The 22,683-nt window shown below is 70.6% G+C and carries 23 protein-coding genes and 1 tRNA gene; 12 read left to right on the top strand and 12 right to left on the bottom strand.

Features of this window, described 5'->3' with window-relative positions:
* Nucleotides 1-65 precede the first annotated feature (65 nt).
* The gene (locus tag AC1PME_RS16725) at nt 66-1,133 is read left to right on the top strand and encodes a branched-chain amino acid aminotransferase (RefSeq protein ID WP_430544018.1); all 1,068 of its coding nucleotides are present in this window, start codon (nt 66-68) and stop codon (nt 1,131-1,133) included.
* Between the two features lie 594 nt (nt 1,134-1,727).
* A complete protein-coding gene (locus AC1PME_RS16720) occupies nt 1,728-3,500 on the top strand; it encodes a S8 family peptidase (RefSeq protein WP_307553031.1) in 1,773 nt (590 codons plus the stop codon).
* Between the two features lie 270 nt (nt 3,501-3,770).
* On the opposite strand, the gene ybaK is transcribed toward AC1PME_RS16720, so the two are convergent.
* The 4 genes from ybaK to wrbA form a co-directional block, all read right to left on the bottom strand.
* A complete protein-coding gene (gene ybaK, locus AC1PME_RS16715) occupies nt 3,771-4,244 on the bottom strand; it encodes a Cys-tRNA(Pro) deacylase (RefSeq protein ID WP_254458978.1) in 474 nt (157 codons plus the stop codon).
* Between the two features lie 9 nt (nt 4,245-4,253).
* Nucleotides 4,254-4,739 (bottom strand): asparaginase domain-containing protein, encoded by a 486-nt coding sequence (locus AC1PME_RS16710; protein WP_307552138.1) that lies wholly within the window; start codon nt 4,737-4,739, stop codon nt 4,254-4,256.
* A 78-nt stretch (nt 4,740-4,817) separates the two neighbouring features.
* Entirely contained in the window at nt 4,818-5,174 is a 357-nt protein-coding gene (locus AC1PME_RS16705; RefSeq protein ID WP_254458976.1) for a DUF2069 domain-containing protein, read from the bottom strand.
* Nucleotides 5,171-5,767: an NAD(P)H:quinone oxidoreductase gene (wrbA, locus tag AC1PME_RS16700; RefSeq protein ID WP_160959182.1), complete on the bottom strand. Its 597-nt coding sequence runs from the start codon at nt 5,765-5,767 to the stop codon at nt 5,171-5,173. The genes AC1PME_RS16705 and wrbA overlap by 4 nt, the downstream gene beginning before the upstream one ends.
* Before the next feature lie 76 nt (nt 5,768-5,843).
* Between wrbA and AC1PME_RS16695 the strand changes: the two genes are divergently transcribed.
* Both AC1PME_RS16695 and AC1PME_RS16690 read left to right on the top strand, forming a co-directional pair.
* Nucleotides 5,844-7,118: a YihY family inner membrane protein gene (locus AC1PME_RS16695; protein WP_481098134.1), complete on the top strand. Its 1,275-nt coding sequence runs from the start codon at nt 5,844-5,846 to the stop codon at nt 7,116-7,118.
* A complete protein-coding gene (locus AC1PME_RS16690; protein ID WP_481096459.1) occupies nt 7,115-7,747 on the top strand; it encodes a TlpA family protein disulfide reductase in 633 nt (210 codons plus the stop codon). The genes AC1PME_RS16695 and AC1PME_RS16690 overlap by 4 nt, the downstream gene beginning before the upstream one ends.
* A 430-nt stretch (nt 7,748-8,177) precedes the next feature.
* On the opposite strand, the gene ppk2 is transcribed toward AC1PME_RS16690, so the two are convergent.
* The 8 genes from ppk2 to hemA all read right to left on the bottom strand — a co-directional run bounded on the left by ppk2 (nt 8,178) and on the right by hemA (nt 15,550).
* Complete coding sequence (ppk2, locus tag AC1PME_RS16685; RefSeq protein ID WP_209032069.1) at nt 8,178-8,966, bottom strand: polyphosphate kinase 2; 789 nt, start codon at nt 8,964-8,966, stop codon at nt 8,178-8,180.
* Nucleotides 8,963-9,307 carry a helix-turn-helix domain-containing protein gene (locus AC1PME_RS16680; protein WP_307552132.1) on the bottom strand — a complete coding sequence of 115 codons (345 nt, stop codon included), beginning with the start codon at nt 9,305-9,307 and terminating at the stop codon, nt 8,963-8,965. The genes ppk2 and AC1PME_RS16680 overlap by 4 nt, the downstream gene beginning before the upstream one ends.
* 13 nt (nt 9,308-9,320) lie before the next feature.
* Complete coding sequence (moaB, locus tag AC1PME_RS16675) at nt 9,321-9,839, bottom strand: molybdenum cofactor biosynthesis protein B (RefSeq protein ID WP_307552130.1); 519 nt, start codon at nt 9,837-9,839, stop codon at nt 9,321-9,323.
* Nucleotides 9,840-10,060: 221 nt separating this feature from the next.
* Nucleotides 10,061-10,693 (bottom strand): hypothetical protein, encoded by a 633-nt coding sequence (locus AC1PME_RS16670; protein WP_481096458.1) that lies wholly within the window; start codon nt 10,691-10,693, stop codon nt 10,061-10,063.
* Between the two features lie 305 nt (nt 10,694-10,998).
* Nucleotides 10,999-12,714 carry an O-linked N-acetylglucosamine transferase, SPINDLY family protein gene (locus AC1PME_RS16665; RefSeq protein WP_481096457.1) on the bottom strand — a complete coding sequence of 572 codons (1,716 nt, stop codon included), beginning with the start codon at nt 12,712-12,714 and terminating at the stop codon, nt 10,999-11,001.
* A 40-nt stretch (nt 12,715-12,754) separates the two neighbouring features.
* Nucleotides 12,755-13,207 (bottom strand): N-acetyltransferase family protein, encoded by a 453-nt coding sequence (locus AC1PME_RS16660; RefSeq protein ID WP_481096456.1) that lies wholly within the window; start codon nt 13,205-13,207, stop codon nt 12,755-12,757.
* Nucleotides 13,204-14,289 (bottom strand): peptide chain release factor 1, encoded by a 1,086-nt coding sequence (gene prfA / locus AC1PME_RS16655; RefSeq protein WP_254458969.1) that lies wholly within the window; start codon nt 14,287-14,289, stop codon nt 13,204-13,206. Before prfA ends, AC1PME_RS16660 begins: the two co-directional genes overlap by 4 nt.
* On the bottom strand, nt 14,267-15,550 hold the full coding sequence (hemA, locus tag AC1PME_RS16650) for a glutamyl-tRNA reductase (protein ID WP_254458968.1): 1,284 nt from the start codon (nt 15,548-15,550) through the stop codon (nt 14,267-14,269). Before hemA ends, prfA begins: the two co-directional genes overlap by 23 nt.
* Nucleotides 15,551-15,617: 67 nt before the next feature.
* On the opposite strand from hemA, the gene AC1PME_RS16645 reads away from it, so the two are divergent.
* The 8 genes from AC1PME_RS16645 to ychF all read left to right on the top strand — a co-directional run bounded on the left by AC1PME_RS16645 (nt 15,618) and on the right by ychF (nt 22,603).
* Entirely contained in the window at nt 15,618-17,288 is a 1,671-nt protein-coding gene (locus AC1PME_RS16645; protein WP_481096455.1) for a tetratricopeptide repeat protein, read from the top strand.
* Nucleotides 17,285-17,938 carry a lipoprotein insertase outer membrane protein LolB gene (gene lolB / locus AC1PME_RS16640; protein ID WP_481096454.1) on the top strand — a complete coding sequence of 218 codons (654 nt, stop codon included), beginning with the start codon at nt 17,285-17,287 and terminating at the stop codon, nt 17,936-17,938. The genes AC1PME_RS16645 and lolB overlap by 4 nt, the downstream gene beginning before the upstream one ends.
* Nucleotides 17,935-18,849 (top strand): 4-(cytidine 5'-diphospho)-2-C-methyl-D-erythritol kinase, encoded by a 915-nt coding sequence (ispE, locus tag AC1PME_RS16635; RefSeq protein WP_481096453.1) that lies wholly within the window; start codon nt 17,935-17,937, stop codon nt 18,847-18,849. The genes lolB and ispE overlap by 4 nt, the downstream gene beginning before the upstream one ends.
* Nucleotides 18,812-18,888: transfer RNA gene (locus tag AC1PME_RS16630), tRNA-Gln, on the top strand. The genes ispE and AC1PME_RS16630 overlap by 38 nt, the downstream gene beginning before the upstream one ends.
* Before the next feature lie 133 nt (nt 18,889-19,021).
* On the top strand, nt 19,022-19,981 hold the full coding sequence (locus AC1PME_RS16625; RefSeq protein WP_160966991.1) for a ribose-phosphate diphosphokinase: 960 nt from the start codon (nt 19,022-19,024) through the stop codon (nt 19,979-19,981).
* 167 nt (nt 19,982-20,148) lie between these two features.
* A complete protein-coding gene (locus tag AC1PME_RS16620; protein WP_254458964.1) occupies nt 20,149-20,796 on the top strand; it encodes a 50S ribosomal protein L25/general stress protein Ctc in 648 nt (215 codons plus the stop codon).
* Between the two features lie 54 nt (nt 20,797-20,850).
* Nucleotides 20,851-21,432, top strand: a complete 582-nt coding sequence (pth, locus tag AC1PME_RS16615; RefSeq protein ID WP_254458963.1) for an aminoacyl-tRNA hydrolase — start codon at nt 20,851-20,853, stop codon at nt 21,430-21,432.
* 79 nt (nt 21,433-21,511) lie between these two features.
* A complete protein-coding gene (gene ychF, locus AC1PME_RS16610) occupies nt 21,512-22,603 on the top strand; it encodes a redox-regulated ATPase YchF (protein WP_010341267.1) in 1,092 nt (363 codons plus the stop codon).
* Nucleotides 22,604-22,683: the final 80 nt, after the last annotated feature.

Below are 22,683 nucleotides of genomic sequence, written 5' to 3'. Positions count from 1 at the left end.
TGGCCATCCCTCGACTACCACAGGAATCCCCGGTGTCCGCTACCGAGCCGTCCACGCAGTTCCGCCTGATCCCGTCCACCGCCGCGCGCAGCGCCGAGGCGCGCGCGCAGATCCTCGCCGCGCCGGGCTTCGGCAACTATTTCACCGACCACATGGTCGCCATCGAATGGAGCCGCGAGCAGGGCTGGCACGACGCCGAAGTGCGCGCCTACGGCCCGCTGGCGCTGGACCCGGCGGCCTCGGTGCTGCACTACGGGCAGGAGATCTTCGAAGGCATCAAGGCCTATCGCCATGCCGACGGCTCGATCTGGACCTTCCGCCCGGAGGCCAACGGCAAGCGCCTGCAGCGCTCGGCGCAGCGCCTGGCGCTGCCGGAACTGCCGGTGGAGCTGTTCGTGGAATCGCTGCGGCAGCTGATCGCGGTCGACGCGGCATGGGTGCCGTCGGCGCCGGAGACCAGCCTGTATTTCCGTCCGTTCATGATCGCCAACGAGGCCTTCCTGGGCGTGCGCGCCGCGCAGAAGGCCGGCTACTACGTCATCGCCAGCCCGGCCGGCGCCTATTTCGCCAAGGGCGTGGCGCCGGTGGCGATCTGGCTGTCCACCGACTACGCGCGCGCCGCCAAGGGCGGCACCGGCGCGGCCAAGTGCGGCGGCAACTACGCCGCCTCGCTGCTGCCGCAGCAGCAGGCGCAGGCGCAGGGCTGCTCGCAGGTGCTGTTCCTCGACCCGGTCGAAGGCAAGTACATCGAGGAGCTGGGCGGCATGAACGTGTTCCTGGTGATGCGCGACGGCAGCCTGGTCACCCCGGCGCTGTCGGGCAGCATCCTGGAAGGCATCACCCGCGACAGCATCCTGCAACTGGCCCGCGACCGCGGCATGCAGGTGGTGGAGCGCCAGGTGAGCATCGACGAATGGCGCGACGGCGTGGCCTCGGGCGAGATCGCCGAGGTGTTCGCCTGCGGGACCGCCGCGGTGGTGACCCCGATCGGGCAGCTCAAGGGCAAGGACTTCGCGGTGGGCGACCTGACCGCCCCGGCCGGCCCGGTGACGTTGTCGCTGCGCCAGGAACTGACCGACATCCAGTACGGCCGCGTGGCCGACCGCCACGGCTGGCTGGTGCAGCTGGGCTGAGCCTGCGCGTGTCCCGCGCCAGGGCGGCCGCCGGCCGTCCTGGCGGACGGGCCTGGCGCCATTGTGGCGCGGGTCCGAGGTTGTGCTCGGCCATTGCGGGCGGCATCCGCGCTGGTGCGCCGTGGCGTCTGCTGCGTCGGTGCACAGTCTCCGCGATGGCCCCTGCTGACCTTTCCGGGACTGTCCGCTCCCTGGACGTTCCGTGTGCATCCCGATCCGGCGGGTGTCCTGCAGACGGCTCCGGATGTCTGTATCCGCTGTCTCTTTTTCTTGCCGATGTGTCGCGCGAGAGCCAAAAAATTGCTCCGGATTTGCCAAGTTTGGCGTCTTGCCATGTTGCGCTGCAGCAAAAACGAGGCGTAGTTCTCTTTATTACATCGAACTCGATTGCACTTCGCCATTTTGTGCAACGGATTTCCGTCACACCCTGCTCCATACGCGCTTGTACTGAGCTAGCGTCGATGAATGGTCGACAACACGTGGGTCGGCCGGGCTCGCAATGCACGCCAGGTTCAGGTTAGGGCCGGACCGGTGCGGCGCGGAACACCCGCCAGCAGGCGGCTACTCAACCGAAAGGAAGTCCGAATGTCCGAAATGTCGCATCGTGGGTCGCGTCAGCGTCCTTGGCTGGTCGTGCTGGGCGCCTCCGCTCTCACCTCGTTGCTGCTGGCCACCCCAGCGTTCGCCGGTGACGTGAACCTCTCCGGCCTGTCTTCCGAGCCGACCGTGCAGCGCTTCATCGTCAAGACCCGCGACGCCGCGCCGGTCAGCATCTCCAGCGCCTCCACCGCCGCGGCGGCGCCCTCGGCGGCGCTGCGCGCGACGCTGCAATCGGCCGCCGCCGCGCTGCCGGCCAAGAACGGCCGTGCGCTGGGCCTGACCCCCCTGCGCCGCCTGGCGGTCGGGCCGGAAGTGGTCAAGGCCAGCCGCCCGCTGGACCGCGCCGAGGCCGAGACGCTGATGCGGCAGATCGCCGCCGACCCGAACGTCGAGTACGTCGAGGTCGACCAGCGCATGACCATCGCGCTGACCCCGAACGATCCGCGCCTGTCCGACCAGTGGGCCTTCGGCACCAGCGACGCCGGCATCAACGTGCGTCCGGCCTGGGACAAGGCCACCGGCAACGGCGTGGTCGTGGCGGTGATCGACACCGGCATCACCAACCACCCGGATCTCAACGCCAACATCCTGCCCGGCTACGACTTCATCAGCGACGCCGACGGCGCGCGCGACGGCGACGGCCGCGACAGCAACCCGGCCGACGAAGGCGACTGGGCCGCCGCCGGCGAGTGCTACTCCGGCTCGTCCGCGTCGAACTCGAGCTGGCACGGCACCCACGTGGCCGGCACCATCGCCGCCGTCACCAACAACAGCACCGGTGTGGCCGGCACCGCGTTCAACGCCAAGATCGTGCCGGTGCGCGTGCTCGGCAAGTGCGGCGGCTACACCTCCGACATCGCCGATGCGATCACCTGGGCCTCCGGCGGCACCGTCAGCGGCGTGCCGGCCAACCAGAACCCGGCCGAAGTGATCAACATGTCGCTGGGCGGCAGCGGCACCTGCTCGAACACCTACCAGAACGCCATCAACGGCGCGGTCAACCGCGGCACCACCGTGGTGGTGGCGGCGGGCAACAGCTCGACCAACGTGTCCAACGCGGTGCCGGCCAACTGCAACAACGTGATCGCGGTGGCGGCCACCACGTCGTCGCGGGCCAAGGCCAGCTACTCGAACTACGGCTCGGGCATCGACATCTCCGCGCCGGGCTCGAGCATCCTGTCGACCCTCAACGACGGCACCACCACCCCGGGCAACGCCAGCTATGCCTCCTACAGCGGCACCTCGATGGCGACGCCGCACGTGGCTGGCGTAGTCGCGCTGATGCAGTCGGTGGCGCCGACCGCGCTGACCCCCGCGCAGGTGGAAAGCACCATCAAGAACACCGCGGCCAGCTTCTCCTGCTCGCAGGGCTGCGGCGCCGGCCTGCTCGACGCCAACGCAGCGGTCACCGCGGCGAAGAACGGCGGCAGCAGCGGCGGTGGCGGTGGTGGCGGCAGCAGCAACGAGCTGCAGGATGGCGTGGCGGTCACCGGCCTCAGCGCCAACACCGGCTCCTCGCTGAACTACACGGTCAAGGTGCCGTCCGGCTCCAGCAGCCTGGTGGTCACCATCTCCGGCGGCAGCGGCGATGCCGACCTGTACGTGCGCTTCGGCAGCGCGCCGACCGACTCGGCCTACGACTGCCGTCCGTACCGGAACGGCAACAACGAGACCTGCACCTTCAACTCGCCGCAGGCCGGCACCTACTATGTGCGGGTGAAGGCGTACAGCACGTTCTCCGGGGTCAGCCTGAAGGCCGACTACTGAGGCACTCCGTCGCGGCGGCCTTGCGGGCCGCCGCGCACCTCCCGGTGCCGGAACGCAGCGGTCGGCCAGGAGGCCGCCGCTGTCACCCTCGGTCGCCCCGCGCTTCGGCGCGGGGCTTTTTTATGGGCCACCGCGTGCACCTCGCACGCTGGCGCGTGGCGCGCCATCGCACTACGCCAAGCCGGTCATCGCGGCCGCTGTGGTTGTGGGTCCGCCCGATGGCGTGCTGTCGCGGATCCGCGCGCCTGCCAGCGAGACGGAGTGGACGGCTCACTCGCACAGATCGCAGGCGCGCGCCTGCAGCGCGTCGAGCACCTGCGCGGCCTCCATTTCCAGCAGCAGGCCGCGTTGCCCGGCGTTGAACCACACGCTCCCCGCGCCCAGCGCCGATTGCTCGATCAGCACCGGCGCCGGCCGCTGCTGGCCCAGCGGACTGATGCCGCCGACCTTGTAGCCGGTGCGGCGCTCGGCCTCGGCGGCCTCCATCATCCGCGCCGCCTTGCCGCCCGCGGCGGCGGCCAGCTTCTTCAACTGCACGCGGCGGTCGGACGGGACCACCACGCAGACCGCGCGGGTGTCGACCCAGGCCATCAGGCTCTTCAGCACCCGCTCCGGCGGCAGCCCCAGCGCCTGCGCGGCCTGCAGGCCCTTGGCGGCGGCCTCGGCGGCGTAGTCGTAGGGATGCAGCCGATAGGCGATGCCGGCCGCGTCCAATGCTTTGGTTGCGCGTGTGGCCTTGGACATCGTCGTCGCTCAGATCGCTTCGAAGCGGTTCGCCGCCACGTTCTTGCGCACCTGCTGCGGGTCCCAGATCCGCCCGTTCATGGCGATGTAGACGCCCGCCGGCAGCGACTGCACCGCACCGACCGCGCAGCCGATGTTGAACTCGGCGTCGGAGCCGCGGAAGCGCGCCGGGTTCAGCGCGCCGGTCATCACGATGGTCTTGCCCTCGATCGCCTGCAGCACCTTGCCGGTCTGCACCATCGAGTCGGTGCCGTGGGTGATCAGCACATGGCGCGCGGATTGCGCGGCGATGGTGGCGCGGATCAGTTCGCGGTCTTCGTCGGTGATGTGCAGCGAATCTTTGCGGATGATCGGGATCACGGTGAAGCGGAAGGTCACGCCCAGTTCCTTGAGGATCTGGCCGATCTGCGGGTCGCCGATCTGGTAGTCGGACTTGTCGTCGAAGTAGATCTTGTCGATCGTGCCGCCGGTGGTGACGATCAGGAGTTCTTCCATTGCCGTTCCTAGAAGCATGTCGGGGCGCGGCCGTGGCCGCGCAGGCCGCCATGATACCGGGCGCGGCGGGGCGGCCGCTCAGTCGCGCCCGGCCGTGCCGCGGCGGCGGGCGAAGCGCGCGCGGATGCCCGGCGCGCTGGACAACCCCACCACCAGCAGCGCCAGCAGCAGTTCGGCCCAGCCGTAGCCGCGCTGCGGCGGGTGGCTCCAGGCGGTCATCACGCCGTGGCTGAACCATAGCAGCGCGCCGACGCCGCTCCAGAACCGTGCCAGCGCCGAACCGCGCAACACGCCCACGGCGAGCAGCAGCGGCGGCAGCGCGAACACCAGCAGCGCGGCGAGACGGTGGCGATCGTCGTGGAACCAGGCCGCGAACAGCGCCGCCAGCGCCAGCAGCGTCGCCCCCAGCGCCACCTGCGGGCGCGCGCCGCTCATGGCGCCGCCAATCGCTGCGCGATGTCGGCCAGGCGCCGGCCGAGCGCGCGCGCCAGCTGCGCTTCTTCCTCGCTGGGCTGCGGATCGTCATCGGCGCCGGCGACGTGGCTGGCCCCGTACGGGGTGCCGCCGCTGCGGGTGCTGCTGAGCAGGGGTTCGGTGTAGGGAATGCCGACGATCAGGCAGCCGTGGTGCAGCAGCGGCAGGTGCATCGACAGCAGGGTGGCTTCCTGGCCGCCGTGCAGGGAGGCGGTCGAGGTGAACACCGCCGCCGGCTTGCCGGCGAGGGTGGCGCTGGCCCAGTCGGCGCCGAGGCCGTCGATGAAGTGTTTGACCGGCGCGGCCATGTTGCCGAAGCGGGTCGGGCTGCCCAGCGCCAGGCCCACGCACTCGCGCAGGTCGCTGGCATCCACGTACGGCGCGCCGCTGTCGGGCACCGGCGGTGCGCTGGTCTGGGTGACCGCGGCCACCGGCGGCACGGTGCGCAGGCGCGCGGCCATGCCCGGCACCTCGCCGACGCCGCGCGCGATCTGCCGCGCCAGCCGCGCCACCGAGCCGCCGCGGCTGTAGTACAGCACCAGAATCTCGGCCATGCGGCCCCCTCGTGGATCGAAACGGCCGCCAGTATCGACGATGCCGGCGTCCGTGCGCATCGGGTACCCTTGCCCGATGCAGCCGCTGGACACCGTCAATCTCTGGGCCGATCGCCTGCGCGACCGCGCGCGCATGCGCAGCTTCGCCGGTTTCCTGTGGCGGCGTTTCATCGACGACCGCCTGTTCCAGGCCGCGGCCTCGCTGGCCTACACCACCATCTTCGCGCTGGTGCCGCTGGCGGTGGTGGTGTTCGGGGTGCTGTCGGCGTTCCCGGTGTTCGACAAGTGGAGCGACCAGCTCAGCGACTACATCTTCTCCAACTTCGTGCCGGCCGCGGCGCGCTCGGTGGAGTCCTACCTGCGGCAGTTCTCGGCCAGCGCCGGGCAGCTGACCACCGCCGGCGTGATCGCGCTGGTGGTCTCGCTGCTGATCACCCTCAACAGCGTCGAGCAGACCTTCAACCAGATCTGGCGGGTGGTCTCGGCGCGGCCGCAGCTGACCCGCTTCCTGGTGTACTGGACGGTGCTGACCCTGGGCGCGCTGCTGGCCGCGGCGTCGCTGGCGGTGTCGGCGCGCTTTTTCGCGCTGCCGCTGTTCAAGACCAGCGAGGGCCGGCTGCTGGCGCAGGTGGTGCTGAGCGTGGCGCCGGTGCTGATCGAGTTCGTCTGCATCACCCTGGTGTACCGGGTGGTGCCGCACCACCCGGTCAAGCTGCGCCACGCGGTGCCGGGCGCGCTGCTGGCGGTGCTGCTGCTGGAACTGGTGAAGTGGGGGCTGAGCCTGTACCTGGGCAGCTTCCAGTCCTACCAGCGCATCTACGGTACGGTCGCGTTCGTGCCGATCTTCCTGCTGTGGATCTATCTGAGCTGGATCGCGATCCTGCTCGGCGCCTCGGTGTCCTCCTCGATCGCCGCCTTCCGCTACCAGCCGGTCTCGATGCGCCTGCCGGCCGGTTACGAGATCTACGGCCTGCTGCGCCTGCTCGGGCGCTTCGCCCAGGCGCGCCGGCAGGGCAAGGGGCTGCAGGAGGACAGGATCCTGGAGCTGGAGCCGATGCTGACCGACGCGCTGGTGCAGGAACTGCTGTGCGAGCTGGAACGCATCCGCCTGCTCAGCCGCACCGAGCAGGGCGACTGGATGCTGGCCCGCGACCTGGGCGACGTGCCGGTGGCCGAGTTGTACGAGAATTGCCAACTGCGCATCCCCGTCGTCGAAACCTATCTGCCATGCCGCGACGACGCCCTGGGGCAGGCGGCGTGCCGCGCGCTGGACGAACTGCGCCTGCCGTTGCGCGACGTGCTCAAGCGTCGCGTCGGCGACCTCTACACCGAGATCGGAGACCTTGCATGACCGCCATGCGCCTGCTGTTCCCGCTGTTCGCCGCCGTCGCGCTGCTGGCCGGGTGCGACCGCCAGCCCACGCCCAAGCCGGCCGACGGCGCCGCGACCACCGCACCGTCCTCCGCGCCCAAGACCCCGCCCGCCCCGGAGGCGCCCGCCGCCCCGGCGGCCGGCCCGGCGGTGGTGCAGGAGACCCGACCCGAGCCGACCCTGAAGATGAAGGCGGTGGACGGGCGCGAGTACGACCTGGCCGCGCACCGCGGGCAGTGGGTGGTGGTGAATTTCTGGGCGACCTGGTGCGCGCCGTGCCTGAAGGAGATGCCGGAGCTGTCGGCCTTGCACGTGATGCGCGACAACATCGAGGTGGTGGGCCTGGCCTACGAGGACATCGAGCCGGCGGAGATGCAGGCGTTCCTGAAGCAGCATCCGGTCGCCTATCCGATCGTCATCGTCGACACCTATGCGCCGCCGGCCGACTTCGCCACCCCGCGGGGCCTGCCGATGACCTATCTGATCGCGCCCGACGGCAAGCTCGCCAAGCAGTTCCTGGGGCCGGTCACCGCCCGCGACATCGAAGCCGCGATCGCCGCCGCGGGTGGTCCTGCGCCCGGCCAGGGCAAGGGGAAGGCGGCGGGGTGAGAGCGGTGGTTGCCCGGGAGGCGTGGCCGCCGCCCGGGATTGGGGATGCGTGCTTCCCTGCGCGCGTGCGCGCTTTCGCTGCCGGGCCGCGGTAGGAGCGGCTTCAGCCGCGACCCGGAACGCTGACCTGTGGTGGTGCCGCGAGTGAATCCGCGCCTCCATCCGAGCCGTCCTGAATCAGGCGCAGTCCTTGTGGGAGGGCCTTCAGTCCCGACGGCTTGCGCGACGAGAGGAGTGGATGGTTTCGCTCGTCGCGGCTGAAGCCGCTCCTGCACGAGGCAGGCGCCTGCGTTGCACTCCCTTGCCGAGATCCATCGTAGGAGCGGCTTCAGCCGCGACCCGTCTTCTCCGAAGCAGCTGACCGCACGTGCCCAGCAACCTGCTGTCGGACTAGGACTGCACGCCGCATGCCTCACTCAATCCCGATCCCCTAATCCCCGCTCCCGACCTCATACGACGGGATCGGCTGCAGCAGCCCGAACTTTTCCTTGTGCAGCTTGTGCTTCAGCGGCGGCAGGTCCAGGTCCGGTTCGTGCAGGCGAGTTTCCGGCAGCTGGTCGAGCAGGTGTCGGATCAGGGTCAGGCGGCCGCGCTTCTGGTCGTTGAAGTCCACCAGGGTCCATGGCGCGTAGTCGCGGTGGGTCGCCTCCAGCATCGCTTCGCGGGCGCGGGTGTAGTCGGCGTACTGGCTGCGCGACTTCAGGTCCACCGGCGACAGCTTCCAGCCCTTCAACGGGTCGTGCAGGCGTTCGGCGAAGCGCTTTTCCTGCTGCGCCTGGTCCACGCACAGCCAGTACTTGAACAGGCGGATGCCGTCGTCCACCAGCAGCCGTTCGAACAGCGGGGTCTGGCGCAGGAAGGCGTGGTACTCGGCATCGCTGCAGTAGCCCATGACCCGCTCCACGCCGGCGCGGTTGTACCAGCTGCGGTCCATCAGCACGATCTCGCCCGCCGCCGGCAGGTGCGCGATGTGGCGCTGGAAATACCATTGCGTGGCTTCGCGGTCGGTCGGTTTGGGCAGCGCCACCACCCGGCACTGGCGCGGATTGAGGTGTTCGGCGATGGCCTGGATCGCGCCGCCCTTGCCGGCGGTGTCGCGGCCTTCGAACAGCACCAGCACGCGCTCGCCGCTGTGCTGCACCGCCTGCGCCATCGCCGTCAGTTCCAGCTGCAGCGGTTGCATCAGGGCCTTGTACTGCTTGCGCTTCAGATGGCTCATTTGTTGCTCCGCTTGCGGGGGGCGGTGCCGGCCATGCTGCGCGCCACTTCGAGCAGCGCGCCCTGCTGGCGGGTGTCGAGGGCGCGGTAGGCCTGCAGCAGGTCGTGTTCGCCGCGGGTGCGCGCCGGGTCCAGCTGGCTGGCCAGTTCGCCGAGCAGCGCGCCGGCGGGGACGCCGAAGGTGCGCGCCAGCGCGGTGAGCTGGGCGCGGCCGGGCAGTTTCTCGCCCGCCATCCAGGCCTTGACCGTGGCCGCGCCAGCGCGCGGGATGGCCGCGGCGATGTCGGCGGCGCTCATGCCGCTGGCCTTGGCCAGCAGTCGCAACGTGGTGTCCAGGGGCATGCGGGAGTCCAGGTCATTCCTTCAGCCGCGGGCGCAGCGTGGCCAGATTGCAAGGACGGGTGCGGGCATCCAGCTGCGCGGCGATGATCCGCTCCCAGGCGGTACGGCAAGCCGAGGTGGAGCCGGGCAGGCAGAACAGGAAGGTGGCGTTGGCCAGGCCGGCGAAGGCGCGCGACTGCAGCGAGGAGGTGCCGATCTCCTCGACGCTGATCGCGCGGAACAGCTCGCCGAACCCCGGCATTTCCTTGTCCAGCAGCGGCAGCAGCGCCTCGGGCGTGGAATCGCGGCCGGTGAAGCCGGTGCCGCCGGTGACCAGGATGCCGTCCACCTGCGGGTCGGCGATCCAGGCCGAGACCGTGGCGCGCATCCGATAGCGATCGTCCGGCAGCAGTTCCCGCGCATGCAGGCGATGGCCGGCGCCACCGAGGGCGGCGATCAGGTAGTCGCCGGAGCTGTCCTGGTCGAGGGTGCGCGTGTCCGAGACGGTCAGCACGCACAGGTTCAAGGCGATGAAGTCGGCGTTGGCGCTCATGCCGGCAGCCTAGCGGCTCGCCCGGCCGGCGTACAGCCTGCGCGCGCAGGCGCTTCAGCAACGGCTGCACTGGGCAATGCGCCTCGTCGCGGGCCGGGGCGGCATTGCATGGAGCGGAGCGTCGGGCGCAAGCGCCCGGGCACGGTAGCGTGGCGCACCGGGACGTCGTCCCGGGCAGGCGGCGGTGCTCGTGTAGACAGCGGGCACACGCACTCGCCGATTCAGGCGTGGAGATGGACCGGCGGGGCTCCGTCGCATGGCAGGGCCAGGGCACGTGGCCGGAAGCGGCGGACGCTGGCAGTCGGATCGGCGGCCAGCGGCAGGCGCTCGGGCGCGCGCTGCAGTGCGCGTCGCTGCGCGTCGGCGCTGTGCCACGAGGTGCATTCGAGCAGGATGCGGCCATCGTCGGACAGGTACAGGTGCGCGGCGAGCAACCCGCGCAGCGCGTGCGCGCCGTTCTGTAATGCGGCGAAGGCGGCATCGGCGCGCCCCTGCGCCTGCGTCGCATCGCGGGTCCGAACGCGTGTCACCACCACGCAGGATGCCTCACGATGCGGAGCGGACACGCCACTGCGGATGCGCCGGTAGCGGCGCAGCGTCCGCCGCAGCGCCGGCAGGCGTGCGTGCAGCAGCCCGTGCAATGCGGGTGCCGCGTCGCAGCTGCAGCGCGCGTACAGCAGGTCGGGGGTGTCGCCCAGGGATTCCATCCAGGTCAGGGCGTGCAGGCGGTGGTCGCACAGGCCGCGCACGCATTCGAGCAGCGCGGTCCGGTCGGGGATGGGCGCCTCGGCGAGCAGCACGCTGCGCGTGGGGATCGGGGGAGGGGACGTGGGCGAGGAAAACGATGGCGACATCGCGAGGTCTGCACAGGGAGCGTGCGCGCAGTATCAAACCTCAAGTTGACTTTAGGTCAAGTGCTGTGACGGGCCTGCCTGCCGGGGCTGGGCATGAGCGCGATGCGCTCCGCGCTGGTTGCGGTGAGTCGCGTCGCTGCGATCTGTCGCGATGGCGTGTCTGCATCGGGCGGGGCGTTGCGATGCCGCGTGCGGCGCGATCCAACGAGGCGGTACGCAGGCGGTAGCGGCGATGCCGATGACGAAGTCGCCGTCCTTCGCGCCGCGTGATGCGCCGCCGTCGCGTGCGGCGCCGCCGAGCACGGTCAGGTCGGCGCGGCGCCTTGCCAACCGTGGCGGGCCGCGGTGTCGCGTAGCAACGTGGCGAAGTCGTGGGCGAAGCCTTGCATATCGAACAGGCCGCTGTCCGCGCGTCGCGCCTGCAGCCGTGCGCGCAGCGCTTGCAGCGCCGCGGGATCGCGACCCAGGCGGACCGCGGTGGCGATGAATGCCGCATCGTCGGCGGCGTTCATCTCGTCCAGGCCCAGATGATGGTTGAGGCTGCCGGCCACGCGGGCGGCGAAGGTGCTGCCGGGGCAGGTCAGCACCGGGCAGCCGGCCCACAGGGCGTCGGAGGCGGTGGTGTGCGCGTTGTAGGGATGCGTGTCCAGGAACAGATCGGCGTGCCGGTAGCGCGCCAGGTAGTCCGGATGCGCCAGCTTGGGCATGAAGCACAGGCGCGTCGGCGCCACGCCGGCTGCCGCGGCCGCCGCACGCAGCCGGTCGTCGGCCTGGCCCGGGCCGGACAACAGCCACAGCACGCTGTCCGGCACTTGCCGCAGGACCTCCAGCATCCGCGCCACGCTGTGCGGACCGAGCTTGTAGCTGTTGTTGAAACAGCAGAACACGGTGCCGCGCTCGGGCAGGCCGCAATCGCCGCGTGCGGGTGGGGTGCCGATGTGGCGGGTGTCGTCGGAAGGCTGGAACGCGCGCGGCAGCCGCAGCACCTTCTCGCTGTAGTGCGCGGCCAGCGCCGGCGGCAACGCGTAGGCGTCGCCGACGACGTAGTCGATCCAGGGCGCGCCGGAGCTGCCGGGGTAGGCCAGCCAGTTCAACTGCAGCGGCGCCGGACGCAGGGCGAGCACTTCCGGCGCGCCGCCGCCGCCCCAGCCGCGCAGGTCGAACAGCAGGTCGATGCCGGCGTCGCGGATCTGCCGCGCGGTCTGCCGATGCGGCTGCCCGGCCACGGTGTGCCAGGTATGCGCAGCGGCCTGCAGGCGCGCGCGCAGCGCGCTGCGGTCGTCGTGGTTGAGCGCGAACAGGTGCACCTGCAGATCGGCATGCGCGCGCAAATGCTCGAACAGGGCGACGCTCAGCAGGCCGGTGGGGTGCGCGCCGAACCCGTTGGACAGAAAGCCGATGCGCAGCGCACCGTCGCCGCGCACCCGCGCAGCGGGCAGTGGCGCCAGGGTGCGGGCCAGCGCCTGGGCACGGTTGCGCGCGCAGCGCAGCTGTTCGTCCGCGCCCGCGTCCTCGTTGAGGAAGGCGAACGGTTCGATCGCCGGATGCCCCTGCCGCACGGCGCTGCGCACCTGCTGCGACAGCGCGTCCAGCCCGCGCCAGTCGCACAGCTTGCGCCGCCAGTTCAGCAGGTAGGCGGCGATCGACGGTTCCTGCGGCAGCAAGCCGTGCGCGTGCGCATAGGCCTGCGCCGCGGCTTCCGCCTCGCCATTGTCTTCCAGGGCATGGCCCAGCCAGACCGCGATGCCCGGGTGCTGCGGCGCCTGCCGCAGCGCCTCGCGCAGCGCCTGCACGGCCTCGGCATGGCGGCCCTGGGTCCAGCGCACCCGGCCAAGCCGCGCCAGCGCTTCCGGATGGCCCGGGCGCAACTGCAGCGCGCGCACCGCGGCCTGTTCGCCGGCGGCCACCGCGCCGGCACCGAGTTCGGCGTCGGCGAGCATCACCCAGGCCAGGAAATCCTGCGGATCGCGCCGCACCGCGGCGTGCAGCTGCAGGCGTTCGTCTGCGCCGCCGCCGTTCATGCGGCCGCGATGGCCGCGACCGGTCGTGGGCGGCGCACGCTCATGGCACCAGCGCCTTGGCGTAGTGCTGTGCGCTCAGGTCCTGCTGCCAGCCGCAGGCGCTGTACAGCGCCTGCGCGCTGAGATTGTCCTGCGCCGTCTCCAGCACGATGCGCACTGCGCCGTCGTCCGCGGCGTGGCGTTCGGCCGCGTGCAGCAGTGCCTGCGCCACGCCGTGGCGGCGATGGGCGGGCGCCACGTACAGATCGTTGAGGATCCACAGCCGCGCCGCCCGCACCGAGGAGAAGGACGGGTACAGCTGCACGAAGCCGGCGGCCTGCGCCGCGCGCTCGGCCAGCAGCACGACCGACTCGGCGCGCGCCAGGCGCGCGGCCAGGAAGGCGTGCGCGGTCGCCGCATCCGGCGCCTGCCCGTAGAACTGGCGGTAGGCGTCGAACAGCGCTGCCAGCGCCGGCAGGTCGTGCGCATCGGCCTGGCGCACGCGCAGGTTCATGGGCTGTCGCTCAGCCGCGCCAGCTCGTCGACCTGGTGCTCGTGGCTCAGGCGCCCGATCAGCGCGTCGAGGTCGCCCTCGATCACGTTCGGCAGGTCGTACAGGGTCAGCCCCTCGACACGGTGGTCGGTGATGCGGCCCTGCGGGAAGTTGTAGGTGCGGATGCGCTGGCTGCGGTCGCCGCTGCCGACCTGCAGCTTGCGGTCCTGCGCCTCGGCAGCGGCCTGCTTGCTGCGTTCGGCCTCCAGCAGCTGCGCCTTGAGCCGCTTCAGCGCCTTGTCGCGGTTGGCGTGCTGGCTGCGCTCGGTCTGGCACTCCACCACCACGCCGCTCGGCACGTGGGTGATGCGGATCGCCGACTCGGTCTTGTTGACGTGCTGGCCGCCGGCGCCGGAGGAGCGGAAGGTGTCGATCTTCAGGTCGGCCGGGTTGATCGCGATCTCCTCCACGTCGTCGGCCTCGGGGATGATCGCCACCGTCGCCGCGGAGGTGTGGATGCGGCCCTGCGACTCGGTGGCCGGCACGCGCTGCACGCGGTGCGTGCCGGATTCGAACTTCAGCCTGGAGTAGGCGCCGCGGCCGACGATGCGCGCCACGATCTCCTTGTAGCCGCCGTGTTCGCCGGGGCTGTCCGATTCCACCTCGACCTTCCAGCCCTGGCGTTCGGCGTAGCGGGCATACATGCGGAACAGGTCGCCGGCGAAGATCGCCGCCTCGTCGCCGCCGGTACCGGCGCGCACTTCCAGGAACAGGTTGCCGTCGTCGCGCGGATCGCGCGGTACCAGCAGCAGCGCCAGTTCCGCGTCCAGCTCGGCCAGGCGCGCCTGCGCGGCGGCGATTTCCTCCTCGGCCAGCTCGCGCAGCTCCGGATCGGCGCGCATCGCCTCGGCCGAGGCCAGGTCGGCCTTGGCCGCGGCCTCGGCGGCCAGCGCGGCGGCGACCGGCTCCAGTTGCGCGAACTCGCGCGAGTAGTCGCGGAAACGCGCGTTGTCGCTCACCACCTCGGGATCGGACAGCAGGCGTTCGAGTTCTTCGCGACGCTCGGCCAGCGCCTCCAGCTTACGGCGCAGGGTCGGTGTCATCGGTCTTCAGGATCGGGTGGAAATAGCCCGGCTTTTCCGGGAACAGGCGCTCGGCGGCGCGGGCCAGGTCGGCGTCGCCGCGCAGCGCCGCCTCGCGCAGCGCCGCGGTGGGCGGGTGCAGCAGGCGGTTGGTCAGGGTGTTGGCGAGGAACTCCAGCACCTCCTCGGCGGGCTTGCCGTGCGCCAGTTGTTGCCGCGCCTTGGCCAGCACGTCGTCGCGGGTGTTGTCGCCGTGCGCGCGCAGGCGCTTGAGCGGCGCCTGCCGGGTGCTGGCCTGCAGCGCCTCCATGTAGCGCACCACCTGCAGGTCGATGATCGCCTCGGCCGCCTCGGCGGCTTCGCGGCGGCCGCGGCGGTTGTCTTCGACCGCGCGCTCCAGGTCGTCGACGGTGTACAGGTAGGCGTCGGCCAGGTCGGCCACGCCGGCCTCGATGTCGCGCGGCACCGCCAGGTCGAACAGCAGCATCGGCTTGTGCTTGCGCGCGCGCAGCGCCTGCTCGACCTGCGCCCGGGTCACTACCGGCTCGCGCGCGGCGGTGGCCGAGAACACCACGTCGGCCTCGTGCAGGTGGCGCTCCAGCTCGCTCAGCGGCAGCGCCACGCCGCCGTGGCGGCTGGCCAGTTCCTGCGCGTGGGCGAGGGTGCGGTTGGCGATCAGCAGGCGCCGCACGCGGCCCTCGCTGAGATGCTTGGCGGCCAGCTCGATGGTCTCGCCGGCGCCGACCAGCAGCACGGTGGATTCGCTGAGCCGGGCGAAGGAGTTCTGCGCCAGGCGCACCGCGGTGGAGGCGACCGACACCGGATTGGCGCCGACCCGGGTGTCGGTGCGCGCGCGCTTGGCCACCGAGAAGGTCTGCTGGAACAGCCGGTCCAGGCGGCCGCCCATCGCCCCGTGCTCGCGCGCCAGCGACCAGGCGTCCTTCACCTGGCCGAGGATCTGCGGCTCGCCCAGCACCATCGAGTCCAGCCCGGTGGCGACCCGGAACAGGTGCCGCACCGCGTCCGCGTCCTGGTGCTGGTACAGGTAGCCGTGCAGGCCGGCGGCGTGCGAGTCCAGCCAGTCGGCCAGGTGCTGCGCATCGCTGGCGATGGCGTACAGCTCGGTGCGGTTGCAGGTGGACAGCAGCGCCGCTTCGGCGACATCGGGCAGCGCGCGCAGCGACTGCAGCGCGCGCGGCAACGCATCGCCGGCGAATGCCACCCGTTCGCGCAGGTCGACCGGCGCGGTCTGGTGGTTCAATCCGAGCACCCACAACGTCATCTGTTCAGTTGCTTGCGATAAGCTGCTGGCCATTCAAGGGCCCCATTTTACGGCCCGGCCGCTTCCGATGCCCGCACTGATTCGCATCCGTACCTTTCTGTTGCTGTCCGCAATCGCCGCCGTGGCCGCACCGGCCGCCGCCAAGGCGCCGAGCCCCGCTCAGGATGTGATGACGCCGGTGCTGGCCGGCGAGTTCGCCCTGCAGGCCGGGCAACTGGCCGACGCCTCGCGCTGGTACCTGCAGGCGGCCAACGCCAGCCCGGGCGATGCCGGCCTGGCCGAACGCGCCACCCGCATCGCGATGCTGGCCAACGACAGCACCGCCGCCGCCCAGGCCCTGGCGCTGTGGCGGCAGCGTGCGCCCGAGTCGCTGGCCATGCGCAGCGCCGAGGCCGCGCTGGCCCTGCGCAACGGCAACCTGCGCCAGGCGCGCAGCCTGCTGGTGGCCCTGCTGCGCGACAAGGACCCGCGCGGCTGGCGCTTCGCGCTGATCGCCCTGGTCAGCGGCAACCGCGATCCGGAGGTGGCGGCCAAAGCCCTGGACCAGTTGCTCGACGCCAACGCCATCCCCGACCAACTCGAGGCCTGGCAGGAGTTCGGGCGTCTGGCGCTGCGCCTGGATCAGCCCAAGCTGGCCGAACGCATCGTCGACCAACTGGTCAAGCGCTTCCCGCAGGAGCCGCGGGTCGCGCTGCTGCATGCCACGCAGTTGCAGCAGGCGGGCAAGACCGAACAGGCGCGGGTGCTGCTGCAGGGCGTCGAGCCCAAGGTGGCGGGCGACCCGGACCTGCGCACCGCGCTGGCCTACGCCTACGACGCGATCGGCGACACCGCTGCCGCGGCGCGGGTGCTGGCGCTGGGGCCGCAGACCACCCAGAACTACGGACTGCGCGCCTCGATGCTGGCCAAGCTGCAGGACAACGCCGCCCTGACCGCGCTGTACGACGAGCTGCGCAAGGGCGCCGACCGGCCCGATCCGGAGCGGCGCCTGCTGCTCGGCAAGATCGCCGAGTTCCTCAAGCGCAACCAGGAAGCGGTGGACTGGTACCGCGGCGTGCCGGGCGGCCCGCTGCGCAGCGAGGCGCGGCTGCGCGCCGCCGGCGCGCTGTACGCGCTCGGCCAGAAGGACGCCGCCTTCGCCGAGGCGCGCGCGCTGCAGGACGATGCCGAGGCCGACGATGCCGCGCGCCGCGACGCCTACGTGCTGGAGGCGGAACTGCGCCAGCGCAGCGGCGACGACGCCGGCGAGCTGCAGGTATTCGAGCGCGGCCTGGCCGCGTACCCGGACGACAACGCGCTGCTGTACGCACGCGGGTTGGCCTGGGAGCGCCGCGACCGCATCGACCGCGCCGAAGCCGACCTGCGCAAGATCCTGGTCACCGAGCCGGAGAACGTGGCGGCGCTGAATGCGCTCGGCTACACCCTGGCCGACCGTACCAAGCGCTACCGCGAGGCGCTACAGCTGATCGACCGCGCACGCACCGCCGATCCCGACAATGCCGCGATCATCGACAGCTACGGCTGGGTGCTGTACCGGCTCGGCAAGACCCAGGAAGCGTTGGTGCAACTGCGCCGCGCCTGGAGCCTGGTCAAGGATCCGGAAATCGCCGCACATATCGGCCAGGTGCTGTGGGAGCAGGGTAAGCGCGAGGAAGCCAACAAGTATTTCGAGGAGGCGCGCAAGCTCGATCCGGACAATCGCGCGCTGCGCCGCGCGTTGGAACAGGTGGCGTCGTGAGCTTCGGTCTGCGCACCGCCTGGGCGCTGGCCGCCGCGCTGCTGCTGGCCGGTTGCAGTGCGCTGCCGACGCGCGCCCCGGCGCCGGTCGCCGTCGCCGCGCCCGATGCCGCCGCGCAGCAGGCCGAGGCGGCACGCGTGCAGTGGCTGCAGGCGCATCCGGACTGGGCGTTCCAGGGTCGGGTGGCGATCACCAAGGGCCGCAACGGCGGCAGCGGCCGCATCGACTGGACGCAGCGGCAGCGGCAGTACGAAGTGCAGCTCAGTGCGCCGGTGACCCGGCAGAGCTGGCGCCTGATCGGCGACAGCCACTCCGAGGCCGGGCGCCTGGAAGGGTTGGAGGGCGGCCCGCGCGAGGGCGAGAACGCCGAGCAACTGCTGCTGGAGGCGACCGGCTGGGAAATCCCGGTCAACCTGCTGCCGGACTGGGTGCGCGGGCTGGTGGCGACCGACGCGCAGGCGCCGGAGCGGGTCGACTACGACGCGCAGGGGCGGCCGCACACGCTGCGGCAGATGGGCTGGGAGATCGAATTCCAGGACTGGTACCCGCCTAGCGACGGCCGTCCGGCACTGCCGCGGCGCATCGAGGCGCGCAACGGCGACGCCAAGGTGCGCCTGCTGGTCGACGCCTGGACCGTGCCCGCGCCATGAGTGGGACCATCGACGGGGGCTGGTCGTCCTGGCCGGCCCCGGCGAAGCTGAACCTGTTCCTACAGATCACCGGCCGCCGCGCCGATGGCTACCACCAGCTGCAGACCGTGTTCCGGCTGCTGGACTGGGGCGATACGGTGCACCTGCGGTTGCGTCCCGACGGGGTGGTGGCGCGGATCGGCCCCTCTGTGGCCGGCGTCGCCGAGGCCGACGACCTGCTGGTGCGGGCTGCGCGGCTGCTGCAAAAAGCGGCGAATGTCGCGCAAGGTGTGGAGATCCGCGTCGAAAAGCGCATCCCGGCCGGTGGTGGCTTCGGGGGCGGCTCGTCCGATGCGGCGACCGCACTGGTGGCGCTGAACGCGCTGTGGGGTGCTGGGCTGGACGAGGATGCCCTGGCCGCGCTCGGCCTGTCGCTGGGGGCGGACGTGCCGGTGTTCGTGCGCGGGCGCGACGCCTGGGCCGAGGGGGTGGGGGAGCGGTTGACCCCGCTCGCGCTGCCGCCGGCCTGGTATGTGCTCGCCGATCCGGGGGTGCACGTGCCCACCGCGGCACTGTTCCAGTCCCCCGATTTGACGCGGGATGCTGCGCCCGCGAAAATAGCGGACTTCGTTTCAGGTCTCCTGCTCGGCAACGCGTTCGAGCCGGTCCTGCTTCGCCGCGAGCCGGCCGTCCAGGCCACGTTCCAGGCGCTCGCGCGGATCGGCACGCCACGCTTGACCGGATCGGGAAGCGGTTGTTTCGTCGAGTTCGCCGATCGCGCTGCCGCCGTGCGCGCGCTGGCGGACTTGCCGGATGGGATGCGCGCCTGGGTGGCAGGCGGCGTCCCGCGTTCGCCGCTGCTCGACGCGCTGGAGGCTTGGCACAGGTTTACGCAGGGGCGTCGCCAAGAGGCCCAAGGCACCAGGTTTTGATCCTGGCATTCGTAGGTTCGAATCCTACCGCCCCTGCCATTGTTCCACGCGGATCCGCCTGCATGCGCATGCGCGGCCGGATCCGACAGGCGCGGCGCCGCCCCGCCTGACCGCCGCCGGTTCCACGTCGTTTCGTCGCTACACGCTCTTTGCAGCCACCCGAGAGACCCTCATGCAAGACCAACGCAACCTGCTGGTGTTCTCCGGCAACGCCAACAAGCCCCTGGCCAAAAGCATCTGCCGCGAGCTGGGCGTGCGCCCAGGCAAGGCGATGGTCTCCAGCTTCTCCGACGGCGAAGTGCAGGTGGAGATCGAGGAGAACGTGCGCCGGCAGGAAGTGTTCGTGATCCAGCCGACCTGCGCGCCCAGCGCGGAGAACCTCATGGAGCTGCTGGTGATCATCGACGCGCTCAAGCGCGCCAGCGCCGCCAGCGTCACCGCGGTGGTGCCGTACTTCGGCTACTCGCGGCAGGACCGGCGCATGCGCTCCTCGCGCGTGCCGATCACCGCCAAGGTCGCGGCGAAGATGTTCAGCGCGGTCAATGCCGACCGCGTGCTGACCGTGGACCTGCACGCCGACCAGATCCAGGGCTTCTTCGACATCCCGGTCGACAACGTCTACGCCTCCCCGCTGCTGCTGGCCGACATCTGGCGCGCCTACGGCACCGACAACCTGATCGTGGTGTCGCCGGACGTGGGCGGCGTGGTCCGCGCGCGCGCCGTGGCCAAGCGCCTGGACGATGCGGACCTGGCGATCATCGACAAGCGCCGCCCGCGCGCCAACGTGTCCACGGTGATGAACATCATCGGCGACGTCGAGGGCAAGACCTGCGTGCTGGTCGACGATATCGTCGACACCGCCGGCACCCTGTGTGCCGCCGCGGCCGCGCTGAAGGAGCGCGGCGCGCTGAAGGTCGCCGCGTACTGCACGCACCCGGTCCTGTCGGGCCCGGCGGTGAGCAACATCACCAATTCGCAGCTGGACGAACTGGTGGTCACCGACACCATCCCGCTGTCGGAGGCCGCCCGCGCCTGCGGCAAGATCCGTCAGCTCAGCGTCGCCGAGCTGCTGGCCGAAACCATCCGCCGCATCGCCTTTGGCGAGTCGGTGAGTTCGTTGTACGTCGATTAAGGCTGGGAATGGGGAATCGGGAATAGGGAATGGGCCGAGCGCGGCATTGTGCTGTTGCGATTCCCCATTCCCGATTCCCCAATCCCGGCTTCACAGACTCTTCTGGTCGCGGAAGAGTCCCTCAAACCGCCGCGAGGCGGTTCATTCAACCAAGGTAGTAAACACAAATGGCAACCACGCATGAAATCAAGGTTCAGCGCCGCGAGGTCGAGGGTAAGGGTGCGAGCCGCCGCCTCCGTCGCGACGGCCTGATCCCGGCCATCGTCTACGGTGGCGAGCTGAAGCCGGTCAACATCCAGCTCGACCACAACGAAGTCTGGCTGGCCAGCCAGAACGACTGGTTCTATTCGTCCATCCTCAGCCTGAGCCTGAACGGCGACGTGCAGAAGGTGCTGCTGCGCGATATGCAGCGTCACCCGTTCAAGCAGCTGATCATGCACATCGACTTCCAGCGCGTGAACGACAACGAGGCGCTGCACGCTTCGGTGCCGCTGCACTTCATCAACGAGGACGTGTCCCCGGCCGGCAAGTCGGCTGAAGTCGTCGTCACCCACGAGCTGAACGAAATCCAGGTCGTGTGCCTGCCGAAGGACCTGCCGGAGTTCGTCGAAGTCGACCTGTCCGCGCTGTCGGTCGGCGACGTGATCCACCTGTCCGACCTGAAGCTGCCGGCCGGCGTCGAGCTGCCGGAACTGAAGCTGGGCAAGGAGCACGACGTGGCGGTGGTCATCGCCAAGCACGGCCGTGTCGAGGAAGAGCCGGAAGCCACCGACGCGGCGGCCGCCGCCGAGCCGGCCAAGAAGGACGCCAAGTAATCGCCTGCGCGGCGTCCGGGCCTTCGGTCCGGGCGTCGCGGCGATGCATTGCGCATGACTGGTCTGCGGCTGATCGTCGGCCTGGGCAATCCCGGTGCCGAACACGCGAACACCCGGCACAACGCCGGGTTTCGTTTTGTCGACGCGTTGGCCGAGCGGGCCGGCGCGCGCTGGAGCGTGGACGCCAAGCTGTTCGGCGAGACCGCCAAGGTCGAGATCGCCGGGCAGGCGGTATGGCTGCTAAAGCCGGCCACCTTCATGAATCTCAGTGGCAAGTCGGTGACCGCCGCGCTGCGCTTCTGGAAGATCGAACCGGCGCAGGCGCTGCTGGCGCACGACGAACTGGACCTGGCGCCGGGCACGGCGCGGCTCAAGTTCGACGGCGGCCACGGCGGCCAGAACGGACTGCGCGATACCATCCGCCTGCTCGGACATGCCGGCTTCCATCGCCTGCGCATCGGCATCGGCCATCCCGGGCACAAGGACAAGGTGGTGCCTTGGGTGCTGGGACGCGCCGGCAAGGACGACCAGATCCTCATCGATCGCGCCATCGACGACGCCATCGCGGTGTTGCCGCTGGCGGTGCAGGGCGACTTCAACGAGGCGATGAAGCGGTTGCATACGCAGGGGAAATAGGGAATGGGGAATGGGGAATGGAAAGGCGGCTATGCTTTCCGATTCCCTATTCCCGATTCTCCATTCCCGGATTACACACATGGGCATCAAATGCGGCATCGTCGGCCTGCCCAACGTCGGCAAGTCGACCCTGTTCAATGCGCTGACCAAGGCGGGCATCGCCGCGGCCAACTTTCCGTTCTGCACCATCGAGCCGAACGTGGGCGTGGTGCCGGTGCCGGATCCGCGTCTGAACGCGCTGGCGGCGATCATCAATCCGCAGAAGGTCGTGCCGACCGCGGTCGAGTTCGTCGACATCGCCGGCCTGGTCGCCGGTGCGGCCAGCGGTGAAGGCCTGGGCAACAAGTTCCTGGCGCACATTCGCGAAGTCGACGCGATCACCCACGTGGTGCGCTGCTTCGAGCACGGCGACATCATCCACGTGAACAACAAGGTCGACCCGGTCTCGGACATCGAGACCATCGACACCGAGCTGGCCCTGGCCGACCTGGACAGCGTGGAGAAGGCGCTCAACCGCGCCGAGCGTTCGGCCAAGGGTGGCGACAAGGACGCGGCGGCGCGCAAGCCGGTGCTGGCCAAGCTGCAGGCCGCGCTGGCCGAGGGCAAGGCCGGGCGCAATGCGGGCCTGGACGAGGAGGAGAAGGCGCTGGTGCGCGACCTGTTCCTGCTCACGCTCAAGCCGGTGATGTACATCGCCAACGTGCTGGAAGACGGGTTCGAGAACAATCCGCACCTGGACGCCGTGCGCGCGCATGCCGCCGCCGAGGGCGCCGAGGTGGTGCCGGTGTCGGCGGCGATCGAGGAAGAGCTGTCGCAGTTGGACGACGCCGACCGCGATGCGTTCCTGGCCGACCTGGGCCTGAGCGAGCCCGGCCTGAACCGGGTGATCCGCGCCGGCTACACCTTGCTGGGGCTGCAGACCTACTTCACCGCCGGGGTGAAGGAAGTGCGCGCCTGGACGGTCAAGGCCGGGTCGACCGCGCCGCAGGCCGCGGCGGTGATCCACACCGACTTCGAGAAGGGCTTCATTCGCGCTGAAACCATCGCCTACGACGACTTCATCAAGTACAAGGGCGAGGCCGGGGCCAAGGAAGCCGGGCGTCTGCGCCTGGAGGGCAAGGAATACCGCGTGCAGGAAGGCGACATCCTGCATTTCCGCTTCAACGTCTGAGGCGTGCGTGCGTCCTGGCCGGGCGCACGCGGGCAGCGACGATTTCCTGCGACATCGCGTCAAAATAGTGTTGACAAGAC

The organism is Xanthomonas sp. NCPPB 901 (genome assembly GCF_056725085.1).
Note: the sequence above shows the minus strand (reverse complement) of the source record. Positions and strands in the feature narration are given on the sequence as shown.